21 protein-coding genes are annotated in these 26,905 nt (G+C 60.4%); 5 read left to right on the top strand and 16 right to left on the bottom strand.

The features are described from left to right. Positions 1 to 158: 158 nt before the first annotated feature. The 4 genes from yicI to PM3016_RS01795 form a co-directional block, all read right to left on the bottom strand. Positions 159 to 2,483: an alpha-xylosidase gene (gene yicI / locus PM3016_RS01810; protein ID WP_014368235.1), complete on the bottom strand. Its 2,325-nt coding sequence runs from the start codon at positions 2,481 to 2,483 to the stop codon at positions 159 to 161. 248 nt (positions 2,484 to 2,731) lie between these two features. Beyond that, positions 2,732 to 4,402 (bottom strand): ABC transporter substrate-binding protein, encoded by a 1,671-nt coding sequence (locus tag PM3016_RS01805; RefSeq protein ID WP_014368234.1) that lies wholly within the window; start codon positions 4,400 to 4,402, stop codon positions 2,732 to 2,734. Positions 4,403 to 4,482: 80 nt separating this feature from the next. Continuing rightward, on the bottom strand, positions 4,483 to 5,376 hold the full coding sequence (locus PM3016_RS01800; RefSeq protein ID WP_014368233.1) for a carbohydrate ABC transporter permease: 894 nt from the start codon (positions 5,374 to 5,376) through the stop codon (positions 4,483 to 4,485). 12 nt (positions 5,377 to 5,388) lie between these two features. Beyond that, complete coding sequence (locus PM3016_RS01795; protein ID WP_013914176.1) at positions 5,389 to 6,351, bottom strand: ABC transporter permease; 963 nt, start codon at positions 6,349 to 6,351, stop codon at positions 5,389 to 5,391. 216 nt (positions 6,352 to 6,567) lie between these two features. Here PM3016_RS01795 and PM3016_RS01790 point away from each other — a divergent pair, with 216 nt between their 5' ends. From PM3016_RS01790 to PM3016_RS01780, 3 genes are read left to right on the top strand one after another with little or no spacing between them, the layout of a single operon-like run. Beyond that, positions 6,568 to 6,897, top strand: coding sequence for an antibiotic biosynthesis monooxygenase family protein (locus PM3016_RS01790; RefSeq protein ID WP_013914175.1), 330 nt, complete (start codon positions 6,568 to 6,570; stop codon positions 6,895 to 6,897). 44 nt (positions 6,898 to 6,941) lie between these two features. After that, complete coding sequence (locus PM3016_RS01785; protein WP_014368232.1) at positions 6,942 to 7,583, top strand: class I SAM-dependent methyltransferase; 642 nt, start codon at positions 6,942 to 6,944, stop codon at positions 7,581 to 7,583. Between the two features lie 19 nt (positions 7,584 to 7,602). Then, entirely contained in the window at positions 7,603 to 8,037 is a 435-nt protein-coding gene (locus PM3016_RS01780; RefSeq protein WP_014368231.1) for a GNAT family N-acetyltransferase, read from the top strand. A 120-nt stretch (positions 8,038 to 8,157) separates the two neighbouring features. Here the strand turns inward: PM3016_RS01780 and PM3016_RS01775 are convergent, their stop codons facing one another. The 7 genes from PM3016_RS01775 to PM3016_RS01745 all read right to left on the bottom strand — a co-directional run bounded on the left by PM3016_RS01775 (position 8,158) and on the right by PM3016_RS01745 (position 17,613). After that, the gene (locus tag PM3016_RS01775; protein WP_187296716.1) at positions 8,158 to 9,198 is read right to left on the bottom strand and encodes an NADH:flavin oxidoreductase; all 1,041 of its coding nucleotides are present in this window, start codon (positions 9,196 to 9,198) and stop codon (positions 8,158 to 8,160) included. 26 nt (positions 9,199 to 9,224) lie between these two features. Next, positions 9,225 to 9,806 carry a TetR/AcrR family transcriptional regulator gene (locus PM3016_RS01770; RefSeq protein WP_014368230.1) on the bottom strand — a complete coding sequence of 194 codons (582 nt, stop codon included), beginning with the start codon at positions 9,804 to 9,806 and terminating at the stop codon, positions 9,225 to 9,227. Between the two features lie 261 nt (positions 9,807 to 10,067). Continuing rightward, the gene (locus PM3016_RS01765) at positions 10,068 to 15,308 is read right to left on the bottom strand and encodes an Ig-like domain repeat protein (RefSeq protein WP_014368229.1); all 5,241 of its coding nucleotides are present in this window, start codon (positions 15,306 to 15,308) and stop codon (positions 10,068 to 10,070) included. Positions 15,309 to 15,380: 72 nt separating this feature from the next. Then, complete coding sequence (locus PM3016_RS01760; protein WP_014368228.1) at positions 15,381 to 15,902, bottom strand: phage tail protein; 522 nt, start codon at positions 15,900 to 15,902, stop codon at positions 15,381 to 15,383. Positions 15,903 to 15,935: 33 nt separating this feature from the next. Beyond that, positions 15,936 to 16,436: a phage tail protein gene (locus PM3016_RS01755; protein ID WP_013914168.1), complete on the bottom strand. Its 501-nt coding sequence runs from the start codon at positions 16,434 to 16,436 to the stop codon at positions 15,936 to 15,938. 35 nt (positions 16,437 to 16,471) lie between these two features. Beyond that, on the bottom strand, positions 16,472 to 16,996 hold the full coding sequence (locus PM3016_RS01750) for a phage tail protein (RefSeq protein WP_013914167.1): 525 nt from the start codon (positions 16,994 to 16,996) through the stop codon (positions 16,472 to 16,474). Between the two features lie 164 nt (positions 16,997 to 17,160). After that, on the bottom strand, positions 17,161 to 17,613 hold the full coding sequence (locus PM3016_RS01745) for a GNAT family N-acetyltransferase (protein WP_041616459.1): 453 nt from the start codon (positions 17,611 to 17,613) through the stop codon (positions 17,161 to 17,163). Positions 17,614 to 17,824: 211 nt separating this feature from the next. Here PM3016_RS01745 and PM3016_RS01740 point away from each other — a divergent pair, with 211 nt between their 5' ends. Further along, positions 17,825 to 19,483 carry a PhoX family protein gene (locus PM3016_RS01740; RefSeq protein ID WP_014368227.1) on the top strand — a complete coding sequence of 553 codons (1,659 nt, stop codon included), beginning with the start codon at positions 17,825 to 17,827 and terminating at the stop codon, positions 19,481 to 19,483. A 191-nt stretch (positions 19,484 to 19,674) separates the two neighbouring features. On the opposite strand, the gene PM3016_RS01735 is transcribed toward PM3016_RS01740, so the two are convergent. Beyond that, positions 19,675 to 20,013, bottom strand: coding sequence for a winged helix-turn-helix transcriptional regulator (locus tag PM3016_RS01735; RefSeq protein WP_013914164.1), 339 nt, complete (start codon positions 20,011 to 20,013; stop codon positions 19,675 to 19,677). A 172-nt stretch (positions 20,014 to 20,185) separates the two neighbouring features. Here PM3016_RS01735 and PM3016_RS01730 point away from each other — a divergent pair, with 172 nt between their 5' ends. Beyond that, positions 20,186 to 21,376 carry an MFS transporter gene (locus PM3016_RS01730; RefSeq protein ID WP_013914163.1) on the top strand — a complete coding sequence of 397 codons (1,191 nt, stop codon included), beginning with the start codon at positions 20,186 to 20,188 and terminating at the stop codon, positions 21,374 to 21,376. Between the two features lie 75 nt (positions 21,377 to 21,451). On the opposite strand, the gene PM3016_RS01725 is transcribed toward PM3016_RS01730, so the two are convergent. From PM3016_RS01725 to PM3016_RS01710, 4 genes are all read right to left on the bottom strand, one after another. Then, positions 21,452 to 22,378, bottom strand: coding sequence for an EamA family transporter (locus PM3016_RS01725; RefSeq protein WP_013914162.1), 927 nt, complete (start codon positions 22,376 to 22,378; stop codon positions 21,452 to 21,454). A 99-nt stretch (positions 22,379 to 22,477) separates the two neighbouring features. Beyond that, the gene (locus PM3016_RS01720) at positions 22,478 to 24,085 is read right to left on the bottom strand and encodes a response regulator transcription factor (protein ID WP_014368226.1); all 1,608 of its coding nucleotides are present in this window, start codon (positions 24,083 to 24,085) and stop codon (positions 22,478 to 22,480) included. Between the two features lie 4 nt (positions 24,086 to 24,089). Then, complete coding sequence (locus PM3016_RS01715; protein ID WP_013914160.1) at positions 24,090 to 25,880, bottom strand: sensor histidine kinase; 1,791 nt, start codon at positions 25,878 to 25,880, stop codon at positions 24,090 to 24,092. A gap of 305 nt (positions 25,881 to 26,185) precedes the next feature. After that, positions 26,186 to 26,803: a nitroreductase family protein gene (locus tag PM3016_RS01710; protein WP_013914159.1), complete on the bottom strand. Its 618-nt coding sequence runs from the start codon at positions 26,801 to 26,803 to the stop codon at positions 26,186 to 26,188. Positions 26,804 to 26,905: the final 102 nt, after the last annotated feature.

The following is a 26,905-nucleotide window of genomic DNA, read 5'->3' as shown; positions in this document are numbered from 1 at the left end:
ACATGCTGGACGATTGAGCATCAAGCCGGCGGTTATGCGATGTTTTGCATCGCATGCTCCATTCGCTGCCGCTCCCGCTCACGCCCCTGCGCGCAGCACAAAACCCCCAACCTCATCGGTTGGGGGTTTTGTCACTGCTCGCCTGCCTCGCCGGCCGCCTACGCCAGCCGCACGCTCCACTCGCGGCGGCCCGCCTCCGGCGTGAGCCGCACGCCCAGCGGCGTCCGCTCGGCTGCGGCGCCCTCCGCGCCGGCGCTGTCCACGCCGCGCAGCAGCAGGCTCCACGCGCCGGCGCTCTCGCCTTCGGCACGCACGCTCAGGCTGCCGCCGCTGCGCGTCACGCTCACGCGCAGCACTTCCGCCGCCTGCGTGCTGTACACGACCCGCTCCGCCGTGGCGCCGTCGGCCAGCTCGAAGAGCTGCAGCTCCACGCCGTCGGCGTAGTCGTAATCCGGCCGCGACGCATCCGCGCCGACCGGCAGCAGCGTGCCCGGCCGCACGTAGATCGGCAGGCTCATGTAGCCGTGCTCTTCCTCGCGCCAGGTGCCGCCTTCCACCGTCTCGCCGGTGAACAGGTGCGTCCAGCGGCCCTGCGGCAGGTAGAAGCTTATGCGGCCCTCTTCGTTGAACACCGGCGCCACCAGCACCGAATCGCCCAGCATATACTGGCGGTCGAGGTAGCCTGCGGTCGGGTCATCGCCGAACTCCAGCAGCATGGCCCGCATGAGCGGCAGCCCTTTCTGAGACGCTTCCACCGCCCCGCCGAACAGGTACGGCATCAGGCGGCACTTCCACTGCGTGAAGAAGCGCATGACGTCGACGGACTCATCGTCGAACGCCCACGGCACGCGGTACGACACGTTGCCGTGCAGGCGGCTGTGCGAAGAGAGCAGGCCGAACGCTGTCCAGCGCTTGTACACGTCCGCCGAGGACGTGCTCTCGAAGCCGCCGATATCATGGCTCCAGAAGCCAAAGCCGGACAGCCCGAGTGAGAGGCCGCCGCGGAGGCTCTCCGCCATCGACTCATAGCTTGCGAAGCAGTCGCCGCCCCAGTGGACCGGGAACTGCTGGCCGCCGGCCGTCGCCGAACGGGCGAAGAGCACCGCTTGGCCCCGGCCCAGCTTCTCCTCCAGCACATCGAATACAACCTTGTTATACAGGTGGGTATAGTAGTTGTGCATGCGCTGCGGGTCGGAGCCGTCGTGATAGACGACATCCGTCGGAATGCGCTCGCCGAAGTCCGTTTTGAACGAATCGACGCCCATGTCCACCAGCTCGCGCAGGTAGCCGGCATACCACTCGCAGGCCTCCGGATTCGTGAAGTCCACAATGCCTTGGCCCGGCTGCCAGCGGTCCCACTGCCAGACATCGCCGTTCGGGCGCTTGATGAGATAGCCCCGCTCCCGGCCTTCGGCGAAGAGGCGCGACTGCTGCGCGATATACGGGTTGATCCACACGCAGATGTGCAGCCCCTTCTCCTTCAGCCGCTTAAGCATGCCGGCCGGGTCCGGGAACACCTCGGGATCCCACTGGAAGTCCGTCCAGTGGAACGCCTTCATCCAGAAGCAGTCGAAGTGGAACACATGCAGCGGCAGGTCGCGTTCGCGCATGCCGTCCACGAAGGAGTTCACCGTCTCCTCGTCGTAGTTCGTCGTGAAGGAAGTCGTCAGCCAGAGCCCGAACGACCAGGCCGGCGGCAGGGCCGGTTTGCCGGTCAGCGTCGTGTAGCGCTCCAGCACCTCTTTGCCCGAAGGTCCGCCGATCACATAATACTCCAGCGACTCGCCCGGCACCGAGAACTGCACCTTCGATACCTTCTCCGAAGCGACCTCGAAGGACACCAGCTCCGGCTGGTTGACGAACACCCCGTATCCGCGGTTCGACAGATAGAACGGCACGTTCTTGTACGCCTGCTCGCTGCTCGTCCCGCCGTCCCGGTTCCAGATATCGACGGTCTGCCCATTTTTCACGAAAGGGGTGAACCGCTCGCCAAGACCGTAGATCAGCTCCCCGACACCTAGGTCCAGCTCCTCCTTCACATGCACATCCCCATCCGGTCCGCTGACATGGGCGGCCGCCTTGGACCCGCTGCCCGTAATCCGGCGTCCGTCCTGGTAGAACACGGCGCTCCAATCCCCGGCCTCCCGCACCTTCACCGATACGCGGCCCGCCGTCAGCGTCACCACGCCGTCTCCGCGCTCCACCGTTACTTCATGCGTCTCGCTGCGCTGCAGCTCGAAATCCGGCCCCGCCTGCTGCACACCGGCAAAATGCTCAATCTTCACTCCGATCACATCCGGCTGCGGCGAGTAGTAGCGGATCGTGAGCAGCGGACAATCGAGCTGCCCACTGCGGCGCGAGACGTCACGCGGCGCCACGAGTACGGTAACCGAGCGCTCCTCCGCCGTCACCGAGAACACTTGGACCGCGGGAATCAGCTGATACCCTTCACGGGTCATCCAAAAGCCGTCACTGAATTTCATAGAGAACTCCTCCTTGCGGCTCAACGGCCGCGGCTGATGGTATGTAGGGGAACAGGCCGAAGGAGGACCGCCGGCAGCAGCCCTCTCGGGCCGATGCCTGCTGTCTGCCTCCCGCCTCTTTGAACACACGGCCTGCTCCAGACAGATGACTGCATGCTGACAAGCATCCCAAAGGGCCCATAACCGGGCCCCGGATGTACCTTTCCTTTTTCTCAGCCGAGCACTCTTACCCAGCCTATTCTAAGCGTCTACTCGTTAAAGAGCTTCACGCGCTCCTTGACCAGCTCCGTGTATTCCTGCTCCATTTTCTTCACGCCGACTTTATCCAGCTCCTGCAGCATCCCGTCGTAGATGGCATCGAACTGCTCCGGCTTCGCAAGGATCGCTTCCGGAATCCGCTTCCATACGATCGTCTTCGCTTTGTTGTAGGTGACGTTCACGTTGGAGTCCGGCTCCACAGGAATGGACCACGCCGCCCCCCAAGGCTTTACCGGGAACTCTTCTTTTTTCGGGAACAAATCCTTCCAGGTGGTGGCCCCATAAGCTTTCAGCGTTTCTTTGTCCGCCTCCGAGTAAGAAGCAATCTTCTGCTCTACGGTCGTTGTGGTATACGTGCTGCCCGTCGGATCCTTCACACCGTCGCCGTAGCGCGCAGAGATATAGTACTGCCCGATCCCGCTCGTTTTGGCGAAGTTGTTGGCATCATTGACCTTCTTGTCAAGAACATCCGGCGGGATGACCCGCATGCCGTTCTCCACCTTGTAGTGCACGCCCTCGATGCCCCAGTTGATGAGCACTTGGCCTTCGTCGGACGCCAGATAATCGAGGAATTTGATGGCACGGACCGGATCCTTCGCGGACTTCGTAATCCCGATCCCGTAACCGGCGAGGTAGCCCGTATCCTGGAACGAGTGATCCTTGAAGCTCTCGTTGAGCGTGACCGGATAGTGGCCGTAGGTCCGCTCGAACTTGCCCTCTTTGCGCAGCACATTCTGTGCCTCCTGGTAGTCCCAGTCCTGATCGATAAGACCAAGCACACGGCCGGAAGCGATCTTCGCCTTATATTGATCGTACTTCTGCACGAAGCTCTCCGGATCGATGAGGCCGATATTGTTCATATGGTTCAGCCAGCGGAAATACTCCTTCTCTTCCGGACGGAAATAGTGGAATTTGGCTTCGTACGTCTTCGGATCGATATAGTATTCCCCGTCGTCCGGAGCGCCCGTCGTCAGGAACGCCGGATTCGTCACGGAGATCATGATGTGCCAGTCATCCGCATTGAGCGACAGCCCGATCGTCGGCTTGCCGTCGATGGTCGGATACTTGTCCTTGTACGCTTTGATGGCGTTCTCAAAATCCTTCACCGTACGGATCTTCGGATAGCCGAGCTCCTTCACGACCGCATGCTGCAGCTCGAAGCCGCCGCCGGCGTCAAAATACTCCTGATCCACCGGAGAAATCGGGAGGATATAAATGCTCGGGTCCTCCGTGCTCCAGCGCAGCCGCTTCATATATTTGCCGTAGACCTTCTTCAGATTAGGCCCATGCTGTTCGATCAGGTCGGTCAGGTCAAGCAGCGCATCGGCGGCCACCAGCTTGCCGGGATCCCCTTTGGGCAGAATCATATCAGGATACTCGCCGCTGGAGACCATCAGGGGTATCTTCTGGTCGGAGGAGCCGACCGGGAATTCCATCTTGAGCGTCACGCCCGTTTTCTCGGTAAGCTTCTTGCCCACCTCGTCCTGCATATTGTTCCAGGCCGGATTGGGGTCGGCGCTGAATACGGACATGGTGATCGGGTCCGTACCTGAACCGGAAGCCTGACCCGGCTCGGCGGCCGGCTCCTTGGAGCAGCCGGTTACCGTTACAAGCGCGGCCGCCAGCATGACACTGACCCATTTTGTCAATCTTCTCATCATTCACGGATCCTCCCTTTTCTCTTCCCATGGTTATCGTAACACAGGCCTTCCGGATTTTCCCGGGCTGCCTGCTGCGGGGCTTAACTTTTCACAGCCCCCAGCGTCATGCCCTTCACAAAATATTTTTGCAAAAACGGATACACAAGCAGGATCGGCAGCGTAACGACAATCGTGATGGCCATCCGGATCGATTCCGGCGACACGGCCGCTATGTTCTGCGCCATATTCGGATTGCGAGCGGCGTCCGCATTGTTCTGCGTGCTCTGCAGCACCTTCATCAGCTCGTACTGCAGCGTCGTCAGCGACTCGTTCGACGAATTGTAGAGGTACGTGTCGAACCAGGAGTTCCACTGTCCCACCGCGATGAACAAGGCTACCGTAGCCAGCACCGGCTGGCAGAGCGGCAGCACCACGCGCCAATAGATCGTGAAGTCGTTCGCCCCGTCAATCTTCGCCGACTCCTGCAGCGCGTAAGGCAGGCCATTGATGTAAGAGCGGATGATGAATACGTTCCACACGCTGAGCAGCCCGGGAATCAGGTACACCCAGAAGCTGTTCAGAAGACTCAGGTCCCGCATCAGCATGTACACCGGGATCAGCCCGCCGGAGAAGTACATCGTCAGCGCGAACAGCATCGAGAACAGGCGGCGCGCCTGGAACTCCTCCCGGCTCAGCACATACGCCACCATCGAGGCGGAGATAACGCCGATGAGCGTGCCCGCCAGCGTCCGGATCACGGAATTGCGGAAGCCCGTCATCAGACCGGAGTACTGGAATATGGTCTCATAATTCTTCAGTGTGAACTCCCGCGGCCAGATATGGATGCCGCCCCTCACCGTATCCGTCGAATCGTTGAGCGAGATCGCCAGCACGTTCAGGAACGGGTACAGGGTGACGACCACCGTAAAAATCATGGCCGCGTAGAGCACCAAGTCGAACAGCCGGTCGGACAAGCTTTTGCGTGCCCAAGTCATATGCATGCCCTCCTAGATGATGCTTTCTTTCGTTAACCGTTTGTAGATGCCGTTGGCCGTCAGGACGAGCACGATGCTCACCACGGAGTTGAAAATCCCGATCGCCGTGCCGTACGAATACCGGCTGAGCCCGATCCCGTAGTTCAGCGCGTACAGATCCACGACCTCCGAATAGTCGATGACCAGCGGATTGCCGAGCAGGAACTGCTTCTCGAACCCGATGGAGACCAGGTGTCCGATGGAGAGGATGAGCAGCACCATGAAGGTCGGCCGGATCCCCGGCAGCGTAATGTGCCAGATTTTGCGGAAGCGCCCCGCCCCGTCGACCGTTGCCGCCTCATACAATTCGGGATCGATGCCCGCCATTGCGGCGAGGTAGATGATCGAGTTCCAACCGGTCTCCTTCCACATGTCGGAAGCGGTTACAATGGACCAAAACCACTCCCCTTTGGCCATGAACTGCACCGGCGCATCAATGACCCCGAGGCTGAGCAGCAGCGAGTTGACCGCGCCTCCCTCGGTGGACAGCATCTTGGTGACGAGTCCCGCTACGACAACCCAGGACACGAAGTGGGGCAGATAAGAGATCGTCTGCACCGATCGCTTGAAGAACTGTCCTTTCAATTCATTCATGAGCAGGGCAAAAATAATCGGTACCGTAAACCCGACCACCAGGCCCATGACACTCATCGCCAGCGTGTTGCGGAGCACCAGGTAGAAGCGCTCGTCCGCGAAGAGTTCAGCGAAGTTGGCGAGTCCGACCCAGTTCTGCTCGAAGATCGAGCGGCCCGGCCGGAATTTCTGGAAGGCCATCAGCCAGCCCCAGATCGGCACGTAGCTGAAGACGATCAGCCAGATCACGAACGGCACGGACATGAAATACAGGTACTTCTGGCGGCCCATCGTCTGCCAGAACCCCCCTGAGCGGCGGGGCTTCTCCATGGGGAGAGCACCCCTTGTTGTTAGCGGTTCCATTAGGCTCCCTCCTTTGTTTCGTTCTTTCGTTAATTCTATGATACCGGAGCCGCCGCCCCCGGAACACACGCCGGATTCCACCTGATATCATGTCAAAATCGGATGTCGAGGAGGGTCACAAATTGGAGACGGCCATCAAACCCTCTCCCCACTCCCGGGCCTCCTGTGGTAAAGTGGAGCCAAAACCACAATTTCCTGTCAGGAGGAATCGGAGTCATGAGTGATTTGGCAAAAACCCCTCAGCCCCCTTATTATGCGGTCATCTTCACCTCGGAACGGACTGCAGGCGACAAGGGCTACGGCCGTATGGCCGATCTTATGGTGGAGCTGGCCTCACAGCAGCCGGGCTTCCTCGGCGTGGAGAGCGCCCGTGACGCCGGCGGACTTGGCATCACGGTGTCGTACTGGAGCTCGCTCGAAGCGATCCGCGCGTGGCGGGAGCATGCCCTTCATCAAACGGCGCAGGAGAAAGGCCGCACGGACTGGTATGAACGGTACGCGCTGAGGGTAAGCAAGGTGGAACGGGATGCGTTTTTTGAAATGTGAGCTGGGCAGGAAAGCGCGACAATCAGGTAGAGGACTGGGGAGACATGGGTACTTTTTTTGCCAGGCATTACGATGCCCTGATGGGCTGGCTGGAGAAGCGGGGCTTCACCCGCATCCGGGCGAACCTGCTGCGTGAGGCCTCCGGGACGGTGCTCGAGATCGGCTCGGGGACCGGGCTGAACTTCCCGCTGTACCACGGGTGCGACAAAGTGGTCGCACTGGAGCCGAGCGAGGTCATGCGCCGCACTTCGATGAAGCGGGCTCTCATCGCCCCGGTCCCAGTTGAGCCGGTCGGCGGGGATGCGCAGAATCTGCCCTTCGCCGATGCCTCCTTCGACACCGTCGTAGGCACGCTGGTGCTCTGCACCATCCCCGATCCTCTGCGGGCGCTGCGGGAGATCCGCCGGGTCTGCAAACCCGGAGGGACCGTGCTGTTCTTCGAGCACGTCCGCCTCGAACATGCGGCGCTCGGCCGGCTGCAGGACTGGCTCACGCCGGCGTGGAAGCGCCTGTGCGACGGCTGCTGCCTGAACCGCAGCACGCTGGACACCCTGCAGCAGGCCGGGCTGGAGATCAAGAGGACGGAGCGGTATTACGGGGATATTTTCGTGACGGTGGTGGCGAGGAATCCGGAAGCGGGAAGCGGGGACGCATCGGCGAGCAGGACAGGAGCGTTCGAAAGCTGATCACGCGGAGGCGACGAAAATGCAGCGAACTGTCAGGCTGGCGTGTCCCGAGGATGCAGACGGCCTTGTGCGGCTCAACCGGGAGTTCAACGGAGTGGTGGACATCACGGCAGAAGAAGTGAGCCGCAGCCTGCGGCTGGGCCCCGAGCTGGTCGCTGTGGCGATCCTTGACGGAGTGCTCAGCGGCTTTGCCTGTGCCCAAAGCTTCACTTCCTTCTGTTACCGGGAGCGGCAGGCCGAAATCACGGAGCTCTTCGTCATGGAGACGGCCCGCGGGCAAGGACTGGCCCGTGAACTGCTGCTCCTGCTGGAGGAGCACCTCCGCAGGCAGGGGGTTCAGAGCATCAAGGTCATCACCGGCGGGAGCAATGAAGCCGCCCTGAAGACCTACGTGCGGTCCGGCTATATCCCGAAGGAGCATGCCGTGCTGTATAAGGAGCTTGGATCTGTTTGAAGCGGGCACCCGGGCCGCCATACGTAAACAACAAACAGGCTGCCGGGGGCAGCCTGCTTTCGTTTGGAACGTTATATTTATCAACCGGCCGGAAGAACAAGCTTCCGGCCGATTCTGGTTTTATACCAGTGTCTTCAATGCCTCGGGCGTAAAGGGAGTCAGCTCATCGGTCCGGCCGTCGCGCAGCTTGCTTGCCCAGGCAGGATCCACCAGCAGAGCTCTGCCTACGGCAACCAGATCGAATTCCTCGCGTTCGAGCCTTTCGATCAAGCCGTCGACCTTGGCATTGCCTGCGCCTTCCCCATTGGTAAAGAGATTCGTAAAATCCCCGTCGAGACCGACCGATCCAACCGTAATCGTCGGTTTCCCCGTCAGCTTCTTGGTCCATCCGGCCAGATTCAGCTCCGAGCCTTCGAACTCGGGCTCCCAGAAACGGCGGGTTGAGCAGTGGAAGACATCGACGCCCGCAGCGGACAACGGCGCCAGGAATTGTTCCAGCAGCGCCGGCGTGCCGGCCAGCTTCGCCGAATAGTCCGTCGGCTTCCACTGCGAGATGCGGAGTACGATCGGGAACTCGGGTCCGACGGCACGGCGGCAGGCCTCGATGACCTCCACCGCAAACCGGGTGCGTTTGACCACATCGCCGCCATAACGGTCCGTCCGGGGATTCGTCTGCTCCCAGAAGAATTGGTCGATCAGGTAGCCATGTGCTCCGTGGAGCTCAATCCCGTCGAAACCGATCCGTTTGGCTTCGGATGCAGCCTGAGCGAAGGCCTCCACGATGGCGGCGACTTCCTCTTCCGTATATTCACCGACATTCCCCTTTGCCCCCATGTGCCAAAGCTGAGGAATGATCCGACCGCCCGCTTCGTGCACCGCGGCCACTACCTTGGCCCATCCGTTCAATGCAGCTTCACCGAAAAAGTGCGGGATGTTGGCCTGATTCGATGCATCCGGGTGAGGGACTACGGTGCCCTCCGTCACGATGAGACCCACTTCGTTCTCCGCCCTGCGGCGGTAATAGTCAACGACATTCGGGCCGGGCACACCGTCCGGAGAGTACTGGCGGGTCATCGGGGCCATCACGATGCGGCTGGACAAAGTTACATTCCCGAAAGCAAAAGGCCTGAACAAAGATTGTACCGACGCATTCGTATTCATCATTAGAGCCTCCAAGTCATTTTTTTTCAAGGCAGGATCAGCGCAAAAGACGTTCGTAGGACCGCTTCAATCCGCTCCCTTGACGCACCTGACTTCTCCATCATCCGTGCACCGAGAAGCGAATTGGTCAAATGGGCGGCAAGCGCTTCGGCGGTATGCCGGTTCGTAATCATCTGCTGTTCTTGACCACTTCGGATCAACTGCTCAATCATCCGTTCCACTTCGCGGAACATCATCTCAACCTGACGGGTGACTTCCTCATCGCTGATTCCGAATTCCAGGGCGGAGTTCACCATGAAACATCCTCTGCAGCTCCCTTCAGCACTTGGGGTAAAAGTAGCATCGCGAATCTTCTCCAATTTCTGCAAGGGTGACCCTTCCTGGGAGACGAACTGTTCCATCTTCGCGGCATGCTGCTCGCGATACAAGGCCAGCGTCTTCAGGAACAGGGCCCGCTTGTCATCAAAGGCACAGTACAAGCTCTGCTTCTTGACCTGCGTTCTACGGGTCAGATCCTCGAAGGAGGTCGCCTTAAATCCCTTCGTCCAGAATACTTCCATGCACTGCTGAAGGGCACACTCGATGTTAAATTCTCTGGGTCTGCTCATGGGATTATCGTATCGGTTCTTGACTACGCAGTCAATAAATATTTTTACATTATAACCATTTTTATGAAATACGACTTACTGTCCAATGTTCGACAAATCTAAAACAAGGTGCATGAATATCGGCCTGCCCATCCCCATGGGCACCGAACCCAGTCCAGCATGATCCCTGACCCTTCCCGGTACAAAAGAAAGAGGCTGTACCCCCCAATCTTGGGGCGGTACAGCCTCTTCTTACTCACTTCCGGTTACAGCTCTCCCGCCTCAGCTTCCGGCCAAGCCGGTCAGCTGAAGCAGCTTGGAGATCAGCGTGACCGTCTCGGCACGGTTCGTCAGGCCCTGCGGCTTGAACGTATCGTCCTCGTAGCCGGAGAGCAGGCCTTGGGCCTGCGCCTTGGCAATCGCTTCGCGTGCGTAGCTGCTTACTTCGCCGCTGTCGGCGAAGGCTGCGGTTGAACCCGTGCCTGCGCCTGCCGATTGAGCCTCAGTCTGCACATAGGCGAGGGCCCGGGTCAGCAGTACGGCAGCCTCTTCGCGGGTAATCCGCTGGCTGCCGCGGAAGGAGCCGTCTTCATAGCCGGAGATCAGCCCTCTCTCGGACATCGAAGCAATATAGCCGGCATCCCACGCTGCAGGATCCACATCCGTGTATTGCACGGATGCCGAGCTATCGGGCACCCAACCGAGTGCGCGGGCCAGCATCGCTGCGAATTCGGAACGGCTTACCGGAACCTCAGGCCGGAAGCTTCCGTCCGGATAACCATCCACGACGAGCCGGCCGCTCAGCCCCTCAATCGCATCTTGGGCCCATGTTCCGTCGGTGTCCGTAAAGCTTCGCTGCTGCGTAATAATGCCGAAAGTTCCGTTGTGATCCGCCTTCAGAACGAGTACAGGGGAGCCTTCTACCTCAGCCTTCTCAAAAGGAACCGGGTACGCCGTAGCTTCTCCGGTGATGGTAATACCGGCAGCTTTCTTTACGTCAGCCGATGGCTTGAGCCCGAAGGCTTTGGCCAGGTAGCTGCCCTTGTACTGATCGTACGGATAGGTCCGGCCGCCTGCTTCCACCACGATGGAGAAGTCATACAGGCGGGCGGATGCCGCATCCACGCCGGCAGGCGCTGCCTTGGCGGTGACCGTGATCAGGATGCGGGCTTTCTCCGCGTCCGCTGCGCTGATCCCCAGCGCCTTAGCCAATGCGTCCGGAGTGAAGAGACGCACCGGCAGATCGAACGAGGCCCCGTCTGCGGCAATACCCACACTGCTGGCCTGATGGCCGGATCGGATCAGAGCCATAATGCCGCTGCTGATCTCGATCTGAGACCGCTGGGCGCCTTTCGGCAATGCGATCAGGAACACCTTCGGTCCTTTCTTGCCGTCGAGCTTATCCTTGACGGCTCCATCGCTCAGGCTGACTACCGTGGTCGAGCCATTATGGCTCACGGTAACCGCGAGAGGCACGAATACGGTACCGCCCGGCCGTACGGGAATCAGCCACGGCACTTCAGGCGTTTCGGGTTCTTCCGGCTTCGGTGTTTCGCCTGGCTGACCGCTGCCGCTGTTGCCCGTGCCGCCATCGTTATCGCCTCCACCGCCATTATCCGATCCGCCATCGCCGCCTCCCGTGCTGGAACGTTCACGGGTGATCTTCAGGCTGTACTGCTTCTTGGACCCATCCGGCGCGGTGACAGCGATGTCGAAGGTATTCAGACCCTCGGAGAGGTCGGCTGTCAGTGATGCCGTTCCCTCTACGGCTGTGGAGCCGTTGATCGATACCAGAGCCTCGGCATCCTCTGTCTCCGCTTGGATACCGATGCTGCCGACACCGCTGCCCACGGTCGCTTCGTAGGTGTCGGTGCCCGGCACAAGAACGGCCATGCCCTCCGTCAGGGTCAGCGACTTCAGCGCCGTATTCGAGTTCAGCGCATTAGGAATCGGTACCGTTACGAGAGCCACTGCCTGCTCACTGCCGTATACGACCGTAATGTTGGCCGTACCGAAGCCGACCGCCGTTACCTTGCCCGCCGCATCCACTTCAGCAACCGACGGGTTCGAGCTGAAGAAGAAGGATTGTCCGGTCACGTCCCGGAGATCGTCGGCTCCGTAGACGGCTCTGACTACCGTCGTATGGTTCTCGCCGAGACGAAGAGTGTAGTTGTAGCTGTCGAGCTCCAGCTTCGGGCTCCTTACCGTTACCTCCACTGGAGAGGAGATGCTGCCCTTGTACAGTGGACTGCCATCTCCATACACTGCCGTGATCGCCGAGGTTCCCAGCGGCAGGGTAATATCCTTAAGAACAGCAGTGCCCCCCGCGTCCAGCGGAGCGTCGCCCAGAAGCCCGCCGTCCCGCAGAAAGCTGACCGTGCCGCCTACTTTACCGGCGCCCGGTTCTATGACCCTCACCTCGGCTGTCAAGGTGACGCTCTCTCCGTAAACCGCATCGCTCACCGACAACACGGACGTCGTAGTTGCGGCCCGGTCTACGGTCAGGGTAAGATCTGGTGCAGACACGCTTCCCGCATGGAGACCATCGCCCGAATAAGATGCGATGATGTCATAAGTCCCGGGAACAAGCTCTATCAGGCTAATTACGGTTGTACCGTCCGCCCCAAGGGCGCCGCGCCCGAGCTCTGTAGAGCCACTATGGAGGATAACCTCTCCTGTCGGCGTCCCGCCTGCAGACTTCACCTCGGCCGTCAGAGTAACCTTCTCGCCATAGACGGATTCCGTTACCGAGCTCTTCAGCAAGGTAGTAGTCGCCCGTTCCACCATATAGTCGAGACCTTCGGAGACACTGCCGGCAAACGTCGCCGAGCCGCTATAGACCGCCGTAATACGGTGCGTCCCGGCTATCAGCCCGTTCACAGGCAACGTTGCCACCCCCGCTCCGTCCAGCGATGCCGTACCCAGATCGGTATCCCCGTCCTTGAAGGTCACCGTACCGGTAGGAGTTCCGCTTGCTGGAGCCGCTGCTGTAACTACAGCCGTGAACGTAACCGGCTGGCCAAAGACACTAGACGTAGGCAGCGCGGTAACCACTGTCTTTGTGGCTAAGGACAGAACCGCCTGTTCCACAACTGGGGATACGCTGCCCAGATAATCGGCCGAACCGTTGTACTCCGCCGTAATGCTGTGCGAGCCCACCGCCAACGAATCAGAGCTGTAGACCGCCTTGCCCGAACTCAGAGAGGCGACGCCAAGCACATCGGAGCCGTCCTTGAACGTGACAGTCCCGATCGGCGTGCCGGTATCGGCGGAAACGTTGGCCGTCCAGGTGACTCTTTCGCCGTAATCTGACGGTGTCTTCGAGGTGTTCAAGCTAACCGACGTGGATGACTTGATGACCGTGCTATCCAAAGCCGTATTATTATCCAGGTTGACATCCCCGCCACCGGAGACGACAGCCCGGTTCGTTACCGTCGAGGCCGCATCCTCCTGTACATTCACGGTCAGCACGATGGGGTCAAAGCTTTCCCCCGGTTCCAATGCTTTCCCCGAAGTACACTTCGTCGGTTCTTGTCCATATTCGCAGGACCAGCCGGCAGCTTCCACACTCAAGAAGGTTAGTCCCGCCGGGAGCCAATCTTCTATCGTAATCCCGCCGCTTGTCGATGCCGAGCCCACGTTCGTTACCGTGATTGTATACGCGCCGGGTTGCCCTTTGCGGAAATTGCCCGTATGCGTCTTCGTGATCGCCAGATCAGGCTGGGGGGCAACCGTGACCAGGAACGTATCCGTCATCGAGCGAAGGGCGCCGCCGACCGGATGACTGACCGTGACGGTAATCGTCGCACTCCCGCTTTGTCCGGGGGCCGGCTTAACCGTGAGTGTCCGTGCCCCTCCGCTGCCCGAGACGGCGAGATTCTCCGCTGCATTGGGAATAAGCTGCGGATCGCTCGAGACTGCGGTGACCGTATCCACACCGAGATCGGCATCTCCAATGTGAAATTCTATCTGCCTGGCGCCGCCCATTGCCATGGAAACATCCTGCAGATCCTCAACGCTCGGGTGTGCTTCGAACGCCCCGATATCGACAGCGGACGCCGTGTCGGCATCGGCCGCATCGGCTGTACGGGCGAATGCCGTACCCCGCTGGTCGGCCGCTCCCGGCGCCTGGGCAGCTGTACCCGCATCGAGCGCAGGGCTGCCGGCCAGCAGCGCGTGGGTCTTGGTCGGACCGCCGTTATCGGCAAGCGCACCGAGCCGCAGATCGCTGACACCGGTTTGGTTCCCGGCCGCCCCGGTGACGAGCCCGCCGGATCCGCCGGTACCGATTAAGTTATAGCTGCTTCCCCCAGCGGCCGATCCGAATATATCGCTTGCCGCCTCGGAGCCGAGACGGTTGCCTGCCACAATGGTATTGTGGAGCAGCGGAGCGGCCGTGCCGGCCTGGACCCCGATCCCCCCGCCGCTGCCGGAAGCATTATTGTCCGAATCCGCCGTGTTTCCGTAGATCGTCGCATTGCGGACAAGGTAGGCGCCTTCCCCCGCGTAAGCCAGCTGCAGACCGCCCCCCCCCTTCACGGCCGCATTGCCGCTGACCGTGGAATTATCCAGGTTCAGCTTGGATATGGAATAGACACCTCCGCCGAGACCGTCCAGACTGCTTCCGGCTGTTCCAATTGCAGAGTTCCCTGCAATGGTGCTGGAAAAGATCGTACGCTGACCGCCTCCTATAAGGAAGAGGCCGCCCCCGCTCCCGGCCGTTGCCGTATTGTTTTCCACGGTCGTGTCCGTCATGATGAAAGGCGTTACGCCCTCCACAAAAATCCCGCCCCCGCGGTTATATGAGGTGTTGCCGTCGATCCTGCTCTTGTCGACGAGGAGCTTCCCCGCCGGATTGCCGCCCGACAGATACAAACCGGCTCCGTTCCCGCCTGCCACCACGTTATGGTTATTCGTGATCACGGAATTATAGATGCGAATCGTTCCGCTGCCTGAATCGGCGGCAATCCCGGCGCCATACTCATCCGTCCCACGTCCGTAACGGACAGTCAGCGCCTGAATCGTTACGTTCGTGTTCAGGTCGAGATTGGGATTGATATCGATGACCCGGTCAATGCCCGTGCTGCTGCTCTCACCCGCCTGGATCACCGTCGCTGCAGGATCACCCTCTGCATTGCCACCCGCACCTACAAGCACGAGATCCCCCAGAATATCCAGATCCCCTGTGGTTGCTCCATTTTCCCCTGTTCCGCCCAAGATAAGCGTATATACGCCCGGACCCACGTTAATGGTATCCGCCCCTGGGAGAGCATTGGACTCCATAATCGCCGCACGGAGCGTGCATTTCCCGGACGCATCGGATGCATCGGCGCACACCCCGTTGCCTGGTGCAGCGTCAACGGTATCAGCTGTATGATTGACGGTAAAAGTCGCGGCCTGAGCGCTTTCATCCGGCACAACCAGGAAAACCAGCACCGCCCATAAACAAAATAAACTCCACCGCATCAGACGAAAGGCCGCCGAAGCGGCCGATGCGGCATTCGGAGCAAGTGTCCGATTCAAATGTGTGACCTCCCTGGTCCTCCCGGTCACCCTTCAATCCGGCACCGGGATCTCAACTATTGGCTCAACGGATTAGCTACGCTGCGGGAATATGCCCTGCAAGGCGATGATGTAATTCACCCCAAGGTAAGGCTGCCGGTTGTTGTGCGGCTGGTTGCCTCCCGCAATGCCCAGCGCCTGCGGGCTCATTGGCGTGTCCGGCGCGGCAGCGGCATAAGCGGCAGGCCCCTGCCGGCCCCCCGTCTTCGACCAGACCGCTCCTTCCGGGCTGGACTGCGTGGATGAAGAATGGGCTGCCGCCAAGTGCGTGTGATAAGGCATCTGCGAATTCAACAGCGTAACCGCTGCGCTGCCTCCCGCCTCTCCCTGCGTCCGGTTCGTTAACCCCGGGCCTTGACCGAAGCCGATAGGGGCCCGGCCCATAAGGTTCGGAAGCGCGAAGGTCGTCTTGCCGTCTCCGCCGTACATCGTGCCAAGCAGAGAGAACAGCGCGGTGTTCTGGGTAAGGGGAATCAGCTGTCCGTTACAGAAAGCCCAGTTCTTCGGCGGAAAATTCCCCGCAAACATCCGGATTTCACCAAGAAACGGTTCCAAAACGATATCCACTCCTTTCTCTCGGTAAATTTATTAGTTTCTGGATGGATATATCCCTTCGACGCAGATGCAAAATTGAACTACTCCGTAGGGCTGCATATTGGTGTGAGGCTGCGAACTTCCAGCGGAAGACAGTGCGGCGGAACCCATAACCGTGTTCGGAGCCGCCGTATCATAGCCTGCCGCCGTCTGCTTAGCCCAGACGGCACCTGCCGGCTGATTCGTCGAAGCTTCGGAAGAACTCGCCATGATTTGATGCGTATGAGAGGGCAATTCGTTCAATGTCAACGTATGGGCTTCCTCACCCGCGATCATGCCGAGTGTGATATCTGTGCCCACGTGGACGGGCACCCGGCCCCGAAGATCAGGCAGCGCAAAGTTGGTCTGCCCGTTCCCGCCGTAATAGGTGCCAAGGATGGAGAACAAGGCCTGGTTCAGATTAATCGCCAGCAGCTGACCGTTACACGGCATCCATCCTCTGGGGGCATAACCGAAAGAGAATGCCCTGATCTCGCCTATAAAATCTTCGCTCATTACCGCATGCTCCTTTGCCAAAAAACTTCAATGTACTAATTCTGAGACGGATAAATCCCCTCGAGGGATATGATAAAATTGACCGCGAGATACGGCATCATGTTGTCATGCGGCTGATTCCCGCCCGCAGGGGATACCGCTGCCGGATGCATGGTTCCGCTGGGTGTACCGCCGGGTACCGCATAAGGATTGACTGCGGAGGCCGCCCACAGACCGCCTGCAGGACTGCCGGTCGTACCCGGCTCCTTCTGTGCCCGCACCGGGTGGGTATGCGACGGAATGTTCCCCTGGTTGAGCGTCACGTTCTCCACACCGCTGGTCTGCCCAAGGGCAAAGCTGCTCTGCGTCATGGGATTCTGACCCTGGTGGACCGGAGCTCTGCCTCGCAGGTCCGGCAGGGCGAACGTCGTCTGTCCGTCGCCTCCGTATGTAGTGCCGATCAATGTGAATAGGGCATCATACTGCGAAATCGGCAGCAGCTGACCATGACAAAAGGCCCAGCCAACCGGAGCAAAATTGCCGCCGAACATTCGAATCTCGCCAATATAAGCTTCTGACATGGAATCACATCCTGATCTTGATTTTTATTCCTCTTTCCGGGTTTCAACCCAGTCCCCGGGCATCCCCTTTAAAAGCAATCGGATGACTGCGTTTACAACCGGGTCCTCCAGAAGATGGACATCCTGCAGCTCATCGTGGCCGGCTTAACCGAGAGAATGCCCAGTTAAGGCTTCCACCGCATCTGGTGATAGACTGAGGGCTGCCCCACGGTCTCGAACCCGAGCCGCTCATACAGCCGGGCCGCTGGGCTGCCCTCCAGCACGCTCAAACGGATGCACCGGCCTGCGGCTCCCGCTTCCATCTGAAGCTCCCGCAGAAGCTGCGTTCCGATCCCCCTGCCTCGCCAAGCCGGCAGCAGCGAGAGATCGACAAGCCTAAGGTCGTCCCCGCTCCGGTCAATCCGCACATGGCCTACGCGTTGCTCCTCATGAACGATGATCCGATGGTCCGACTCCGGATACTGCGACCGGTAAGACTGCTGCTGAAGCCGGTACTGCATGCTCAGGAACAGGTCCCTTGCCTGCGGTTCCCAGCCCCAGGTATCCAGCTCCTCCTGCCGTGAACCGGCATAGAGCGAATACAGCAGGGCCTCGTCTTCCGGACGAACCGGTTCCATCCTCAATAGTGCCCCTCCTTATACGGCAGCCGCCGTGTATCAAACTCCGCCGCATGAAATCAGGGCGAATAATTTTATGGTATGAGTCCTAGTTGTGGTTGGATATTTATGCTAATCTATTATATATGAAAGCAGGCCGATCCTACTATATATTTTTCTTCATCTTCCACCATACGACACGATAAACCATTAATCGACAAAAGGAGAGCATATGAGTACCAATAAACCCATTTCCAGACGTCATTTCCTTGCCTACCTGGGCACGGGGGCTGCCACACTTGTCACGGCAGCTTCAGGGCTCGATTCTCTTCTTACCGGCAGCGGCACGGCCAAGGCGGCCTCTTCTCTGTTCGACCAGGAGACACCGGTAGTAACCTCCGGTTCCCTCGCAGGCAAGCCCGTCTCCACCGACGAGCTGACGCTTCCCGGAGGCTTCCAGTATGACGTCATTGCGGCGTACGGGGACGTCATCAATACAAAAGGCGATACCTTCGGCTATGACAGCACCTCCGCGGTATTCCTGCCGGAGAACGGGTCACGCGTCAAAGGTCTTCTGTACGTCGACCACGAGACCTCCAGCCCGCAGTGGGCGCACGGCAGCCGCAGTGAAGGCGTATACACGGCAGGGCAGATCAACAGCTCTTTGTACAACCAGGGAGCGTCCGTCCTGGAAGTGTACCGCGGTGCGGACGGGCGGTGGCGGATGGACACCGCTTCCCCTGCGGCAAGACGCATCACCGGTCTTGACCCGTTCGAGCTGACCGGACCCGCCCGCGGTGCGGCTGCCGTGCGCGGCGCCGTCCAAGTGCAGGGTACGCTCGGCAACCGTACGGGCGCCGTGACCTTGTGGGGAACGGTGCTGACCTCCGAGGGCAGCTGGGACGGCACCTGCCACGATGCGGGGCTGGACCCGAGCCATTACGGCTGGGCGGCGGAGATCGATCCTGCAGATCCTGCCTTCAAGCTCCGCAAGCATACCGCGCTCGGGCGCTTCCGCCACTCCGGCGCACCGATGAAGCTGACTCGGGACGGACGCGCTGCCGTCTACATGGGCGACACGGCCGCCGAGTCGCCGCTGTTCAAGTACATAAGCCGCGGCCGGTTCGATGAGAATCGCGGCACGGCCAATTCGGATCTGCTGACGGACGGTGCCCTGTATGCGGCGGATCTGGAGAACGGGCGGTGGATCGAGCTCACAGTCGACGCGGTGAAGGAAGTGCTGCGCTCCCCGGGCCTGGATCTGCCGCATGCGGTCAAGTATACGCAGGAGCAGCTTCAAGCTCTGTTCCGGGAGCAGGCGGACGTGCTGGTTCATGCGGCCGAGGCGGCCCTCCTGCTGGGGGCGACACCGCTTGGCCGCCAGGGCGATGCGGCGCTCCATCCGCTGGACGGAAGCTTGTACGTATCGCTCGTGGACACCAGCGTGCACGGCCAGATTCTGCGGATCGTGGAGGAGCAGGGAGATGCGGGAGCATCCGCATTCGAGTTCGAGATCACGGCTACCGGCGGTCCGCAGAGCGGGTTCACTTCGCCCGGGCATCTCGCCTTCGACCGCAGCGGCCGGCTCTGGATCGCCGCGGATGTGGCGCCGGACCGCCTGCTGCGCTCCGCCTTCCGCCGGTACGGCAGCAACGGTCTGTATGTGCTCGATCTGAAGGCACCGGCCGGCAGCGGGGTCACACCATTCGCCTCCGCGCCCGTCGGAGCGGCCTTTGCTTCGCCGGCGTTTACGCCGGGGGAGCAGACGCTGTTCCTGTCCGTGCAGCATCCAGGCGCTGCCTCGGGCGAAGGAACGCCGCAGGTCAGCTCCTGGCCGCATCTGCCCGGAAGCACCGCTCCCCGCTCGGCCCTCGTGGCCGTCAGGGGCTAAGGCCGTCAGCACTCAGGATGGCAGCCTTCCTGCCCATCCAGTACCCCGGCCTGCGGCACCCAAACAAATAAGGAACCGGAGAGGCTTTCGCTTTTCAGCTTTTCAGCTTTTCAGCGGCAGCTCCGGTTCCTTGATATACCCGCATTCGGGCTATGATGTCAGCCGCTCCTTCGGGAGCGGCTTTTTGGATTTTATGCCTGGCTATCGCGGATCCGCCACTTCAGGGCCCAGCGGTCCATCTCCTTCAGCACCCCATGGAAATCCTGCCCCTTCTCGGTCAGCGAGTACTCGACCGTGACGGGCACGGTCGGAAACACCTCGCGCCGGACGATGCCGGTCTGCTCCAGATGGCGCAGCGTATCGGTCAGGGATTGGGTTTTGACCACAGCGACACTACGCTGCAGCTGCTTGAACCGCTGCGGTCCCTTCTGCAGTTCATCAATCACGAGGAACGCCCATTTGGCACCGAGAATTTGGAGGACGTCGCAGATGTTCGAGTGCTTCTGTACCTCAGGACAAGACTGCTCCATACCATCACCCGCTTACTAAAGTATAGTTAGTCAAAATAACAGGACAATGTCCAAAAGCTTTGCCTTCTTACCAGAATATAGCAGCTGTATTATACTGTCAATCAAACGAGATCCATCGGATTCCAGCAGGACCGCAGTGCCGGAACGTCCGAAATCGAAAGGATGATGGTTTATGAACCGACTGCCTATTCTGATGCTTGCCCTTGGCGCCTTCCTGGTGGGAACGGCTGAACTTGTGGTAGGAGGCGTCCTGCACGCCATGGCCGAAGACCTCGGCGTCTCCATCGCACTCGCCGGCCAGTTCATTACAGCTTATTCCCTCTCTTTTGCCCTCGGAACCCCCATTCTCATCGCCCTGACCTCCCGTCTCGGCCGCAAATCCCTGCTCCTTGGCTCACTGGCCGTTTTCATCGCCGGCTCTCTTCTCTCCTGGGCCAGCACTGGCTATGCCCTCATGCTCGTCTCCCGGATCATCCTGGGCTTGAGCGCAGGCGTCTATACGGTCGTCGCGGTCTCCTCGGTCACCAAACTGGTGCCCCCGGAGCGGATGGGCGGCGCCATCTCCATGATCGCGCTCGGCTTCGGAAGCGCCATGGCCCTCGGCGTGCCCATCGGGATCGCGATCACCGGGTGGTGGAGCTGGCAGGCCATCTTCGCCGGTCTGGCCGCAGTCAGTCTCGCCGTCACGCTGCTGCTCCTGCGGCTTCTCCCCCAGATCGAAGGCGATGCGCCCGTCCCGTTCCGCCAGCGGTTCTCGGTGCTCGGCAATCCGGTCATTCTGAGCGGCCTGCTCATCTCCCTGCTGCAGAACGGCAGCAATTCGGTGTTACTGACGTATCTCACCCCTTATCTGCAGGAAGTTCTTCATCTGGACGCTTCCCTGCTTGGGGCCGTCATGCTGACCCTTGGGCTGGTGGGCATGCTCGGGTCGCGGCTGGGCGGGATCGGGGTTGACCGGTGGGGCAGCGTGTTCATGCTCGTCTCCACCATCGCCTTTGCAGCCGTCACTCTCGGGCTGCTCCCTTTGGTCACCGCCTCGCTGACCGCCGGCCTCCTCCTCGTCGTGCTCTGGTTCAGCTCCCTCTTTATGAGTGCGCCGGCCCTTCAGACCTACTTCATCCAGCAGGCGCCCCAGTCGAGCAATCTTGTGCTCAGCCTCAATCTGTCCGTGATTCACCTGGGACTTGCGGCAGGTGCCGGTGCGGGCGGGGCTGCTGTCAACTGGGCGTCCACCGTCCACTACAACCCTTGGATCGGCAGTCTGGCGGCCCTGCTCAGCCTGCTCGCCGCCTTCGTCTCCTTCTCCCTGCGCAAAAGAAAAGCCGGCGGCGGGGCCCTCACCCGGGCCGCTGCCCGTACCTGACACCCATTCGTGCATGCGCCAAAAAGCCTCCGCCCCATTGGGCAGAGGCTCTCTGCATTCCCGAAACATCTCCCGCTACCCCGTGACCGCCGGCTCTTCGGCAGCCTCCTCCTTGCGGCGGGACGGCAGGGTCAGGACGATAACGGTAAGAATAATGCACAAGCTCCCCAGCAGCTGCACCGCATCCATCGGGATGTGAAGGAACAGCGTACCGACCAGCACGGAAGTCAGCGGCTCTGCGCTGCTCAGGATGCTTGCCTTGGCGGCCGTCACATAGCGAAGGCTCTCTAGGAACAGGAAAAATGGGATAATCGTTCCGATGATGACAATGAAAGCGAGCAGACCGCCCATGTACAGCGAAGCCTGGCTCCAGTCGAATACCCAGGGGGGATGCAGAATGGAAAGTCCCGTTCCCCCGATGATCATGCTCCAGCCGACGACAGGCACCGAGCCCCAGGCGGCGATCAGCCGGCCGGGGTAGAGCGTGTAGAACGCCGCAGCGAGCGCCGTCACGATCCCCCATACGAAAGCTTCCACCGACATGGTCAGGGAGCCGAAAGAGCCTCCGGTCGTCATGAGGAAGATGCCGATCAGCGCCAGCGCGAAGGCCGACAGCTCCCGGCCGCCGGGCATCCGGCGCCGGTGAACCGACACGTAAGCGATGATGAAGACCGGCCCCAGGTACTGGAGCAGGGTAGCGGTGGCCGCATTGCCCTTGTCAATCGCTTCGAAGAACGTATACTGCACCCCCAGCATGCCGACCAGCCCGAAAACGAGCAGCGAACGGCGGTCCTTCTTATGCGACCATACAGAGAAGGTGCTCTTCACTCCCTGCAGCAGACTATGCAGCAGAATCATCAGCCCTCCGGCGCACAGCATGCGCACGGATACGAGCCAGCCGGGAGTCGAATCGAAATGCGAGAAAAACAGCTGCGCCCCGATGCCCGACAATCCCCAGGCAACGGCCGCGGCTAATACCATGATGACGCCCTTGTTCTTCATGCCTCTTCCCCCTTAGATATCCTAGTAACATAACATGGAGGGGAAGAATTGAGTAGGCCCTTTTTACTTATATTGGATGCTCCCGGACAAAGACAGGTCCTAGACGTTTCCGCCAACCTTCACTTCGGCGCGCTGCGGCTTCTCCTTGTACGCGGACGGCGGCATGCCGACGTACTTCTTGAACTTGCTGTGGAAGTAGTCGACATTGGCATAGCCGACGAGCTGGGCGACCTGGTGCACCTTGAGCCCTTCGCCGAGCAGCTCGATCGCCCGCCGGATGCGCACCTTGTCGAGATAAGTGTGGAAGCTGTCGCCGGTGTAGTTCTTGAAGAGCTTGCCGAGATAGCCGCTGTTGTATTTGAACAGCTCCGCGAGCGTCTCGAGCTTCAGGTTCTCGCTGTAGTGCCGCTGGATAAAATGCAGCATCTGCTTCAGTACCGGCTCGCTGCTCGTGCTGCCGGCCGCGTCGATCAGCTTGTCGAAGGCGCTGCCCACATAGCGGAGCAGGTCTTGATAGCTCGGCTGCTCGTAGATCCCCGTCACGACCGGCATGCCCTCCTGGACGCGGGGCATCCCCGCAGTCCCGTCGGCGGACAGCTTGCCGAGCACCACCGTGATCAGCTGGGCGAATTGGGTCTTCACCGCCTGCTCCGCCGGATCCTGGCGCAGCATCCAGCGCCCGGCCTCGGCCAGTGCGTCCCTCACCCCCTCCTTGTCCCCGAGGTCCAGGGCAAAGTAGAGCTTCTCGGCGCTCTTCTCCGCAGCGGCCGCCGCCTTCTCCGCGGGCTCCGCCTCCGCAGCCAGCAGCTCCTCGACTTCCGCGCCGAGCCGCGTATGAATCTCGGCGCCGCCCAGCAGGAAGCGCTGCCCGAGCAGCCGGCACGCCCCCGCGTAGGAGGCCGCCAGGCCCTCCGGGCTGCCTGCCGCCGGACCGGCCGCTGCCGTGAAGGTCAGGCCCAGCGCGCCGAGTCCCTCGCTCAGCTCATCGTAGAGCCGCTGCCGGACCTTCGGCATGCCCGGGTTCTCGTAGAGCAGCAGGCCGATGTAAGGCTCCGCCGGGAACACGAAGCCGCAGCCGCACGTGTCGAACGCCTCCGTCAGCCAGCTCTTCGCGGTCCCATAAGCTTCCGCCGCCGTAGGCGCCCCTCCCGCACCGGCACTCGCACTCGAGCTCACCGCCAGGAGCAGAATGCCGCAGATACGGCCCTGACCTCCGGTCAATTCCTCCAGCTCCTCGGGTCCCACGCCTTCCGCTGCCGCACCGCCATGCAGTACGGCCCGCAGCAGCTCTTCGCGGCGCTTGGAGCGGCTGAGCCGGGCCGTCTGCGCCTTATCCTCCATCTCGGCGGCGATCCGCTCCAGCTCCCGGTGCATCTCCTCCTCATCCACGGGCTTCAGCATGTACCCGTTCACGCCGCACCCGATGGCCTGCTTGGCATACTGGAAGTCCGCGTAGCCGCTCAGGACCAGGAACCGGCATACCGGGTCCGTCTTCCGGATTTCGCCGAGCAGCTGCAGCCCGTCCATGCCCGGCATTTTGATATCGACCACCATCAGGTCCGGCGCCAGCTCCGCGTGCAGCCGCAGCCCCTCCCTGCCGTTCGCCGCGTCGCCCGCCACTTCAAATCCGTACCGCTCCCAGTCGATCAGCGTGCGAAGCCCTTTACGGATCGCGAGCTCATCATCGACAATCACGACTTTCTTCATCACGTTATCCCCCTATCGGTATCATAAAATGGATGCGGCTGCCGGCATCCGGCCCGCTCGTAATCTGCAGCCCGTACCCTTCGCCGTAAGTCAGGCTGAGCCGCTGGTGCACATTGCGCAGCCCGATCCGGTGCTCCCCTTCGCCGTCACTGTCCGCCAGCGATCGTTCGATGAACGCCATGCGCTCCGGAGGGATCCCGAGGCCGTTGTCGATCACCTCGACCCGCAGGTGGTCGTCCTCCAGCTTCGTCCGCACCTCGACGACGCCACCCTCTTCCCGGCTCTCGAGGCCGTGGATGATCGCATTCTCCACGAGCGGCTGGATCATCAGCGGGGGCAGCGGGACATCGCGCGCCAGCGGGTCGAGCTCGAGCTTGAACGTCAGCCGGTCCTCGAAGCGGAACGTCTGGATCTCGAGGTAGCAGCGCACGATCTCCAGCTCCTCGGTCAGCGGAATCCGCCCTCCGCCGATCTCCAGATTTTTGCGGAGCAGCTTGCCGAGGGACCGGACGATCGCGGCAAGCTCGGCCTGACCCTGCATATGGGCTTTCATCCGGATCGACTCCAGCGCGTTGAACAGAAAATGCGGATTGATCTGGCTCGCCATCATCTTCAGCTTAATGTCCCGCTGCTGCAGCTCGAGCTGGCTTTTTTGGCGGTTGGACTCGCTTACTTCTTCCATCAGCTCCCGGATGCTCTCCACCATGTAGTTGAACTGGCGCGACAGCATTCCGATCTCGTCGTTCCCGTCGATGGTCGAGGCCACGTTCAAGTTCCCCGTGGACACCTGCACCAGCTGCTCCTTGAGCCGGAACAGGCGGCTCGACAGCAGCTTCGAGGAGAAGTAGATGAGCACCATCGCGATCGACAGGCTGGTCAGGATAATAATCAGGCCCATCAGGGAAATCCGGTTGGCTCCGCTGACGATGCTCTCAATCGTAAATATCGACACGATCTTAAGCCCGTTGCCGCTCGCTTCAGGCAGCAGGTCTTCGACGAGCACCTTCGACGGCTTCCCTCCGAACACGGCTTCATAGGTTCCGGTCATCATGTTCAGGAAATCGGGTCCGAGCTGCAGCTCCGCCGCATTGCGTCCGACCCACGCCGGGTTCTTCGCGGCCACGACATACCCCCGCTCATCCAGCAGCATCGTATCGAACGGCTCCTGCCGTACCATGGCATTCAGGGAATCGGCATTGACATTGATGACCAGCACCCCCGAGGTCCGGTAGTCATGGAACACCACGCGCCGCACCAGGCTGAGATACTTCTGACTGTTCTTCGTCTCGTCCTCGATATAATGCCAGGAGATCGTATCGCGGTTGTTGCTCATCGCATGGCGGTACCAGAAGGATCCCATCGTCTTCGTGTCCGGCTGGATAAAATCCCAGTTGTCGATCAGCGTCGGATTCGTCGTATAGAATCGGATGTTGACAATCTCCTTGTACAGCTTCATGTATTCCTTGAATTCGGCGTAGTTCCGGTAGGCCTCCACCACCTCATAGGTTGAGTCGTAACGCGTGTTGACGAGCGTGCTGAGGCGGGGATCCACCAGCAGCTTGTTCGATACCTCGATCGGCATCCGGATGATCTCGAGCGTACGCTGCTTGATTTTATCCACGTTGTTCGAGGTCTGCTGCGTCGCGTGGTCAAGCACCGTCTTGCGGAACTCATAGGTCAGAAAGCCGCCGACAAGCATCACGGGAATAAAGACGACGAGGATAAAAGCAAGAATGAGCTTGTTGCGGATATTGATGTTGTTGGACCAGCGGATAAGTGCTGTAACCGGATTCATGTGAAGTCACCTCAAGAGCCGGACGTTTGCGCCCCGGCATCCGGGGAGGAAAACCAGAAGCTCTTGGTAACGCTTACTACAGCAGATGCGCTGGGCTTTCCGTACGTCCGGTGATGTTACCCTGATTATACCTTAGTGCGTCAGCCTTCGCCTACGGGCCGATCTATGCATCTTTTCACCTGCAAATTAGACATGAGGAGGCCGGCAGCCGGCCTCTCCCTCCCGGCCCCATGACAAAAACCCCCGGTCCGCCTCGGGCGGAATCGGGGGTTCGGTAAGTGAGCCTTGCGGTCCACCGTACAAACTTAGAAGCTCTCGTTGATGACAACATTGTCGAGCGGCAGACGCTCAGTCGCACGGGCAGGGCTTGCCGCTTTGCCGATCGGCAGAAGCATTACCGGTACATAGCGCGCAGGAATCTTGAACTCCTGGATGAGAGCCTGCGGGTTGTAGCCGCCCATCGGTACGGTGTCGTAGCCTTTGGCACGGGCCGCCAGCATCAGCTGCATAGCCGCCAGGGATGCGTTGCGGATCGCCTCGTCGCGGGCAACGGCCGGATTGTTCTCATACGCGCCGTTGATCTGGCCGACCATCATGTCGCGGATCTCCGGCGTCGCGGATTCATAGATCTTCGGAGCGATAAGGTTCGCTTCCAGGTCGCCGAGCACCACGACAACGACGGAAGCGTCGGATACCTGCTGCTGGTTGAACGCGATCGGCAGCAGACGGTCCTTGTTCGCCTGCTCCTGAATCACGAGGAAACGCCAGTGCTGCAGGTTCCACGAAGAAGGTGCGCTGTGCGCCAGGGAGAGGATTTCATCCAGCTCGGCTTGCGGGATGACTACGTCACGCTCGTATTTGCGTACGGAATGGCGGGACAGAATCGCTTCTTCCGCGCTGATGGTTTGGTTTACTTGGCTCATTAGGCTCACTCCCAAATCTTGTTTTTTTCATCATATCCCAATCACTTACTTTTGTAAAGTATATAATGTTTTGTAAATTTTATTTTACAAATCACACCAGCC

Origin of the sequence: Paenibacillus mucilaginosus 3016 (assembly GCF_000250655.1) — a bacterium.
GTDB lineage: Bacteria > Bacillota > Bacilli > Paenibacillales > NBRC-103111 > Paenibacillus_G > Paenibacillus_G mucilaginosus.
The sequence above is the reverse complement of the archived record's forward strand: the minus strand, read 5'-3'. Positions and strand labels throughout refer to the sequence as shown.

What these genes read in the sequence shown, in the direction of transcription:
- PM3016_RS01750 (WP_013914167.1), bottom strand. Translation starts at nt 16,996, where the DNA reads ATGTCAGAAGCTTATATTGGCGAGATTCGAATGTTCGGCGGCAATTTT.
- PM3016_RS01745 (WP_041616459.1), bottom strand. Translation starts at nt 17,613, where the DNA reads ATGGAACCGGTTCGTCCGGAAGACGAGGCCCTGCTGTATTCGCTCTAT.
- PM3016_RS01735 (WP_013914164.1), bottom strand. Translation starts at nt 20,013, where the DNA reads ATGGAGCAGTCTTGTCCTGAGGTACAGAAGCACTCGAACATCTGCGAC.
- PM3016_RS01770 (WP_014368230.1), bottom strand. Translation starts at nt 9,806, where the DNA reads ATGAGCAGACCCAGAGAATTTAACATCGAGTGTGCCCTTCAGCAGTGC.
- yicI (WP_014368235.1), bottom strand. Translation starts at nt 2,483, where the DNA reads ATGAAATTCAGTGACGGCTTTTGGATGACCCGTGAAGGGTATCAGCTG.
- PM3016_RS01805 (WP_014368234.1), bottom strand. Translation starts at nt 4,402, where the DNA reads ATGATGAGAAGATTGACAAAATGGGTCAGTGTCATGCTGGCGGCCGCG.
- PM3016_RS01780 (WP_014368231.1), top strand. Translation starts at nt 7,603, where the DNA reads ATGCAGCGAACTGTCAGGCTGGCGTGTCCCGAGGATGCAGACGGCCTT.
- PM3016_RS01715 (WP_013914160.1), bottom strand. Translation starts at nt 25,880, where the DNA reads ATGAATCCGGTTACAGCACTTATCCGCTGGTCCAACAACATCAATATC.
- PM3016_RS01785 (WP_014368232.1), top strand. Translation starts at nt 6,942, where the DNA reads ATGGGTACTTTTTTTGCCAGGCATTACGATGCCCTGATGGGCTGGCTG.
- PM3016_RS01795 (WP_013914176.1), bottom strand. Translation starts at nt 6,351, where the DNA reads ATGGAACCGCTAACAACAAGGGGTGCTCTCCCCATGGAGAAGCCCCGC.
- PM3016_RS01755 (WP_013914168.1), bottom strand. Translation starts at nt 16,436, where the DNA reads ATGAGCGAAGATTTTATAGGCGAGATCAGGGCATTCTCTTTCGGTTAT.
- PM3016_RS01800 (WP_014368233.1), bottom strand. Translation starts at nt 5,376, where the DNA reads ATGACTTGGGCACGCAAAAGCTTGTCCGACCGGCTGTTCGACTTGGTG.
- PM3016_RS01725 (WP_013914162.1), bottom strand. Translation starts at nt 22,378, where the DNA reads ATGAAGAACAAGGGCGTCATCATGGTATTAGCCGCGGCCGTTGCCTGG.
- PM3016_RS01720 (WP_014368226.1), bottom strand. Translation starts at nt 24,085, where the DNA reads ATGAAGAAAGTCGTGATTGTCGATGATGAGCTCGCGATCCGTAAAGGG.
- PM3016_RS01730 (WP_013914163.1), top strand. Translation starts at nt 20,186, where the DNA reads ATGAACCGACTGCCTATTCTGATGCTTGCCCTTGGCGCCTTCCTGGTG.
- PM3016_RS01740 (WP_014368227.1), top strand. Translation starts at nt 17,825, where the DNA reads ATGAGTACCAATAAACCCATTTCCAGACGTCATTTCCTTGCCTACCTG.
- PM3016_RS01710 (WP_013914159.1), bottom strand. Translation starts at nt 26,803, where the DNA reads ATGAGCCAAGTAAACCAAACCATCAGCGCGGAAGAAGCGATTCTGTCC.
- PM3016_RS01775 (WP_187296716.1), bottom strand. Translation starts at nt 9,198, where the DNA reads ATGAATACGAATGCGTCGGTACAATCTTTGTTCAGGCCTTTTGCTTTC.
- PM3016_RS01790 (WP_013914175.1), top strand. Translation starts at nt 6,568, where the DNA reads ATGAGTGATTTGGCAAAAACCCCTCAGCCCCCTTATTATGCGGTCATC.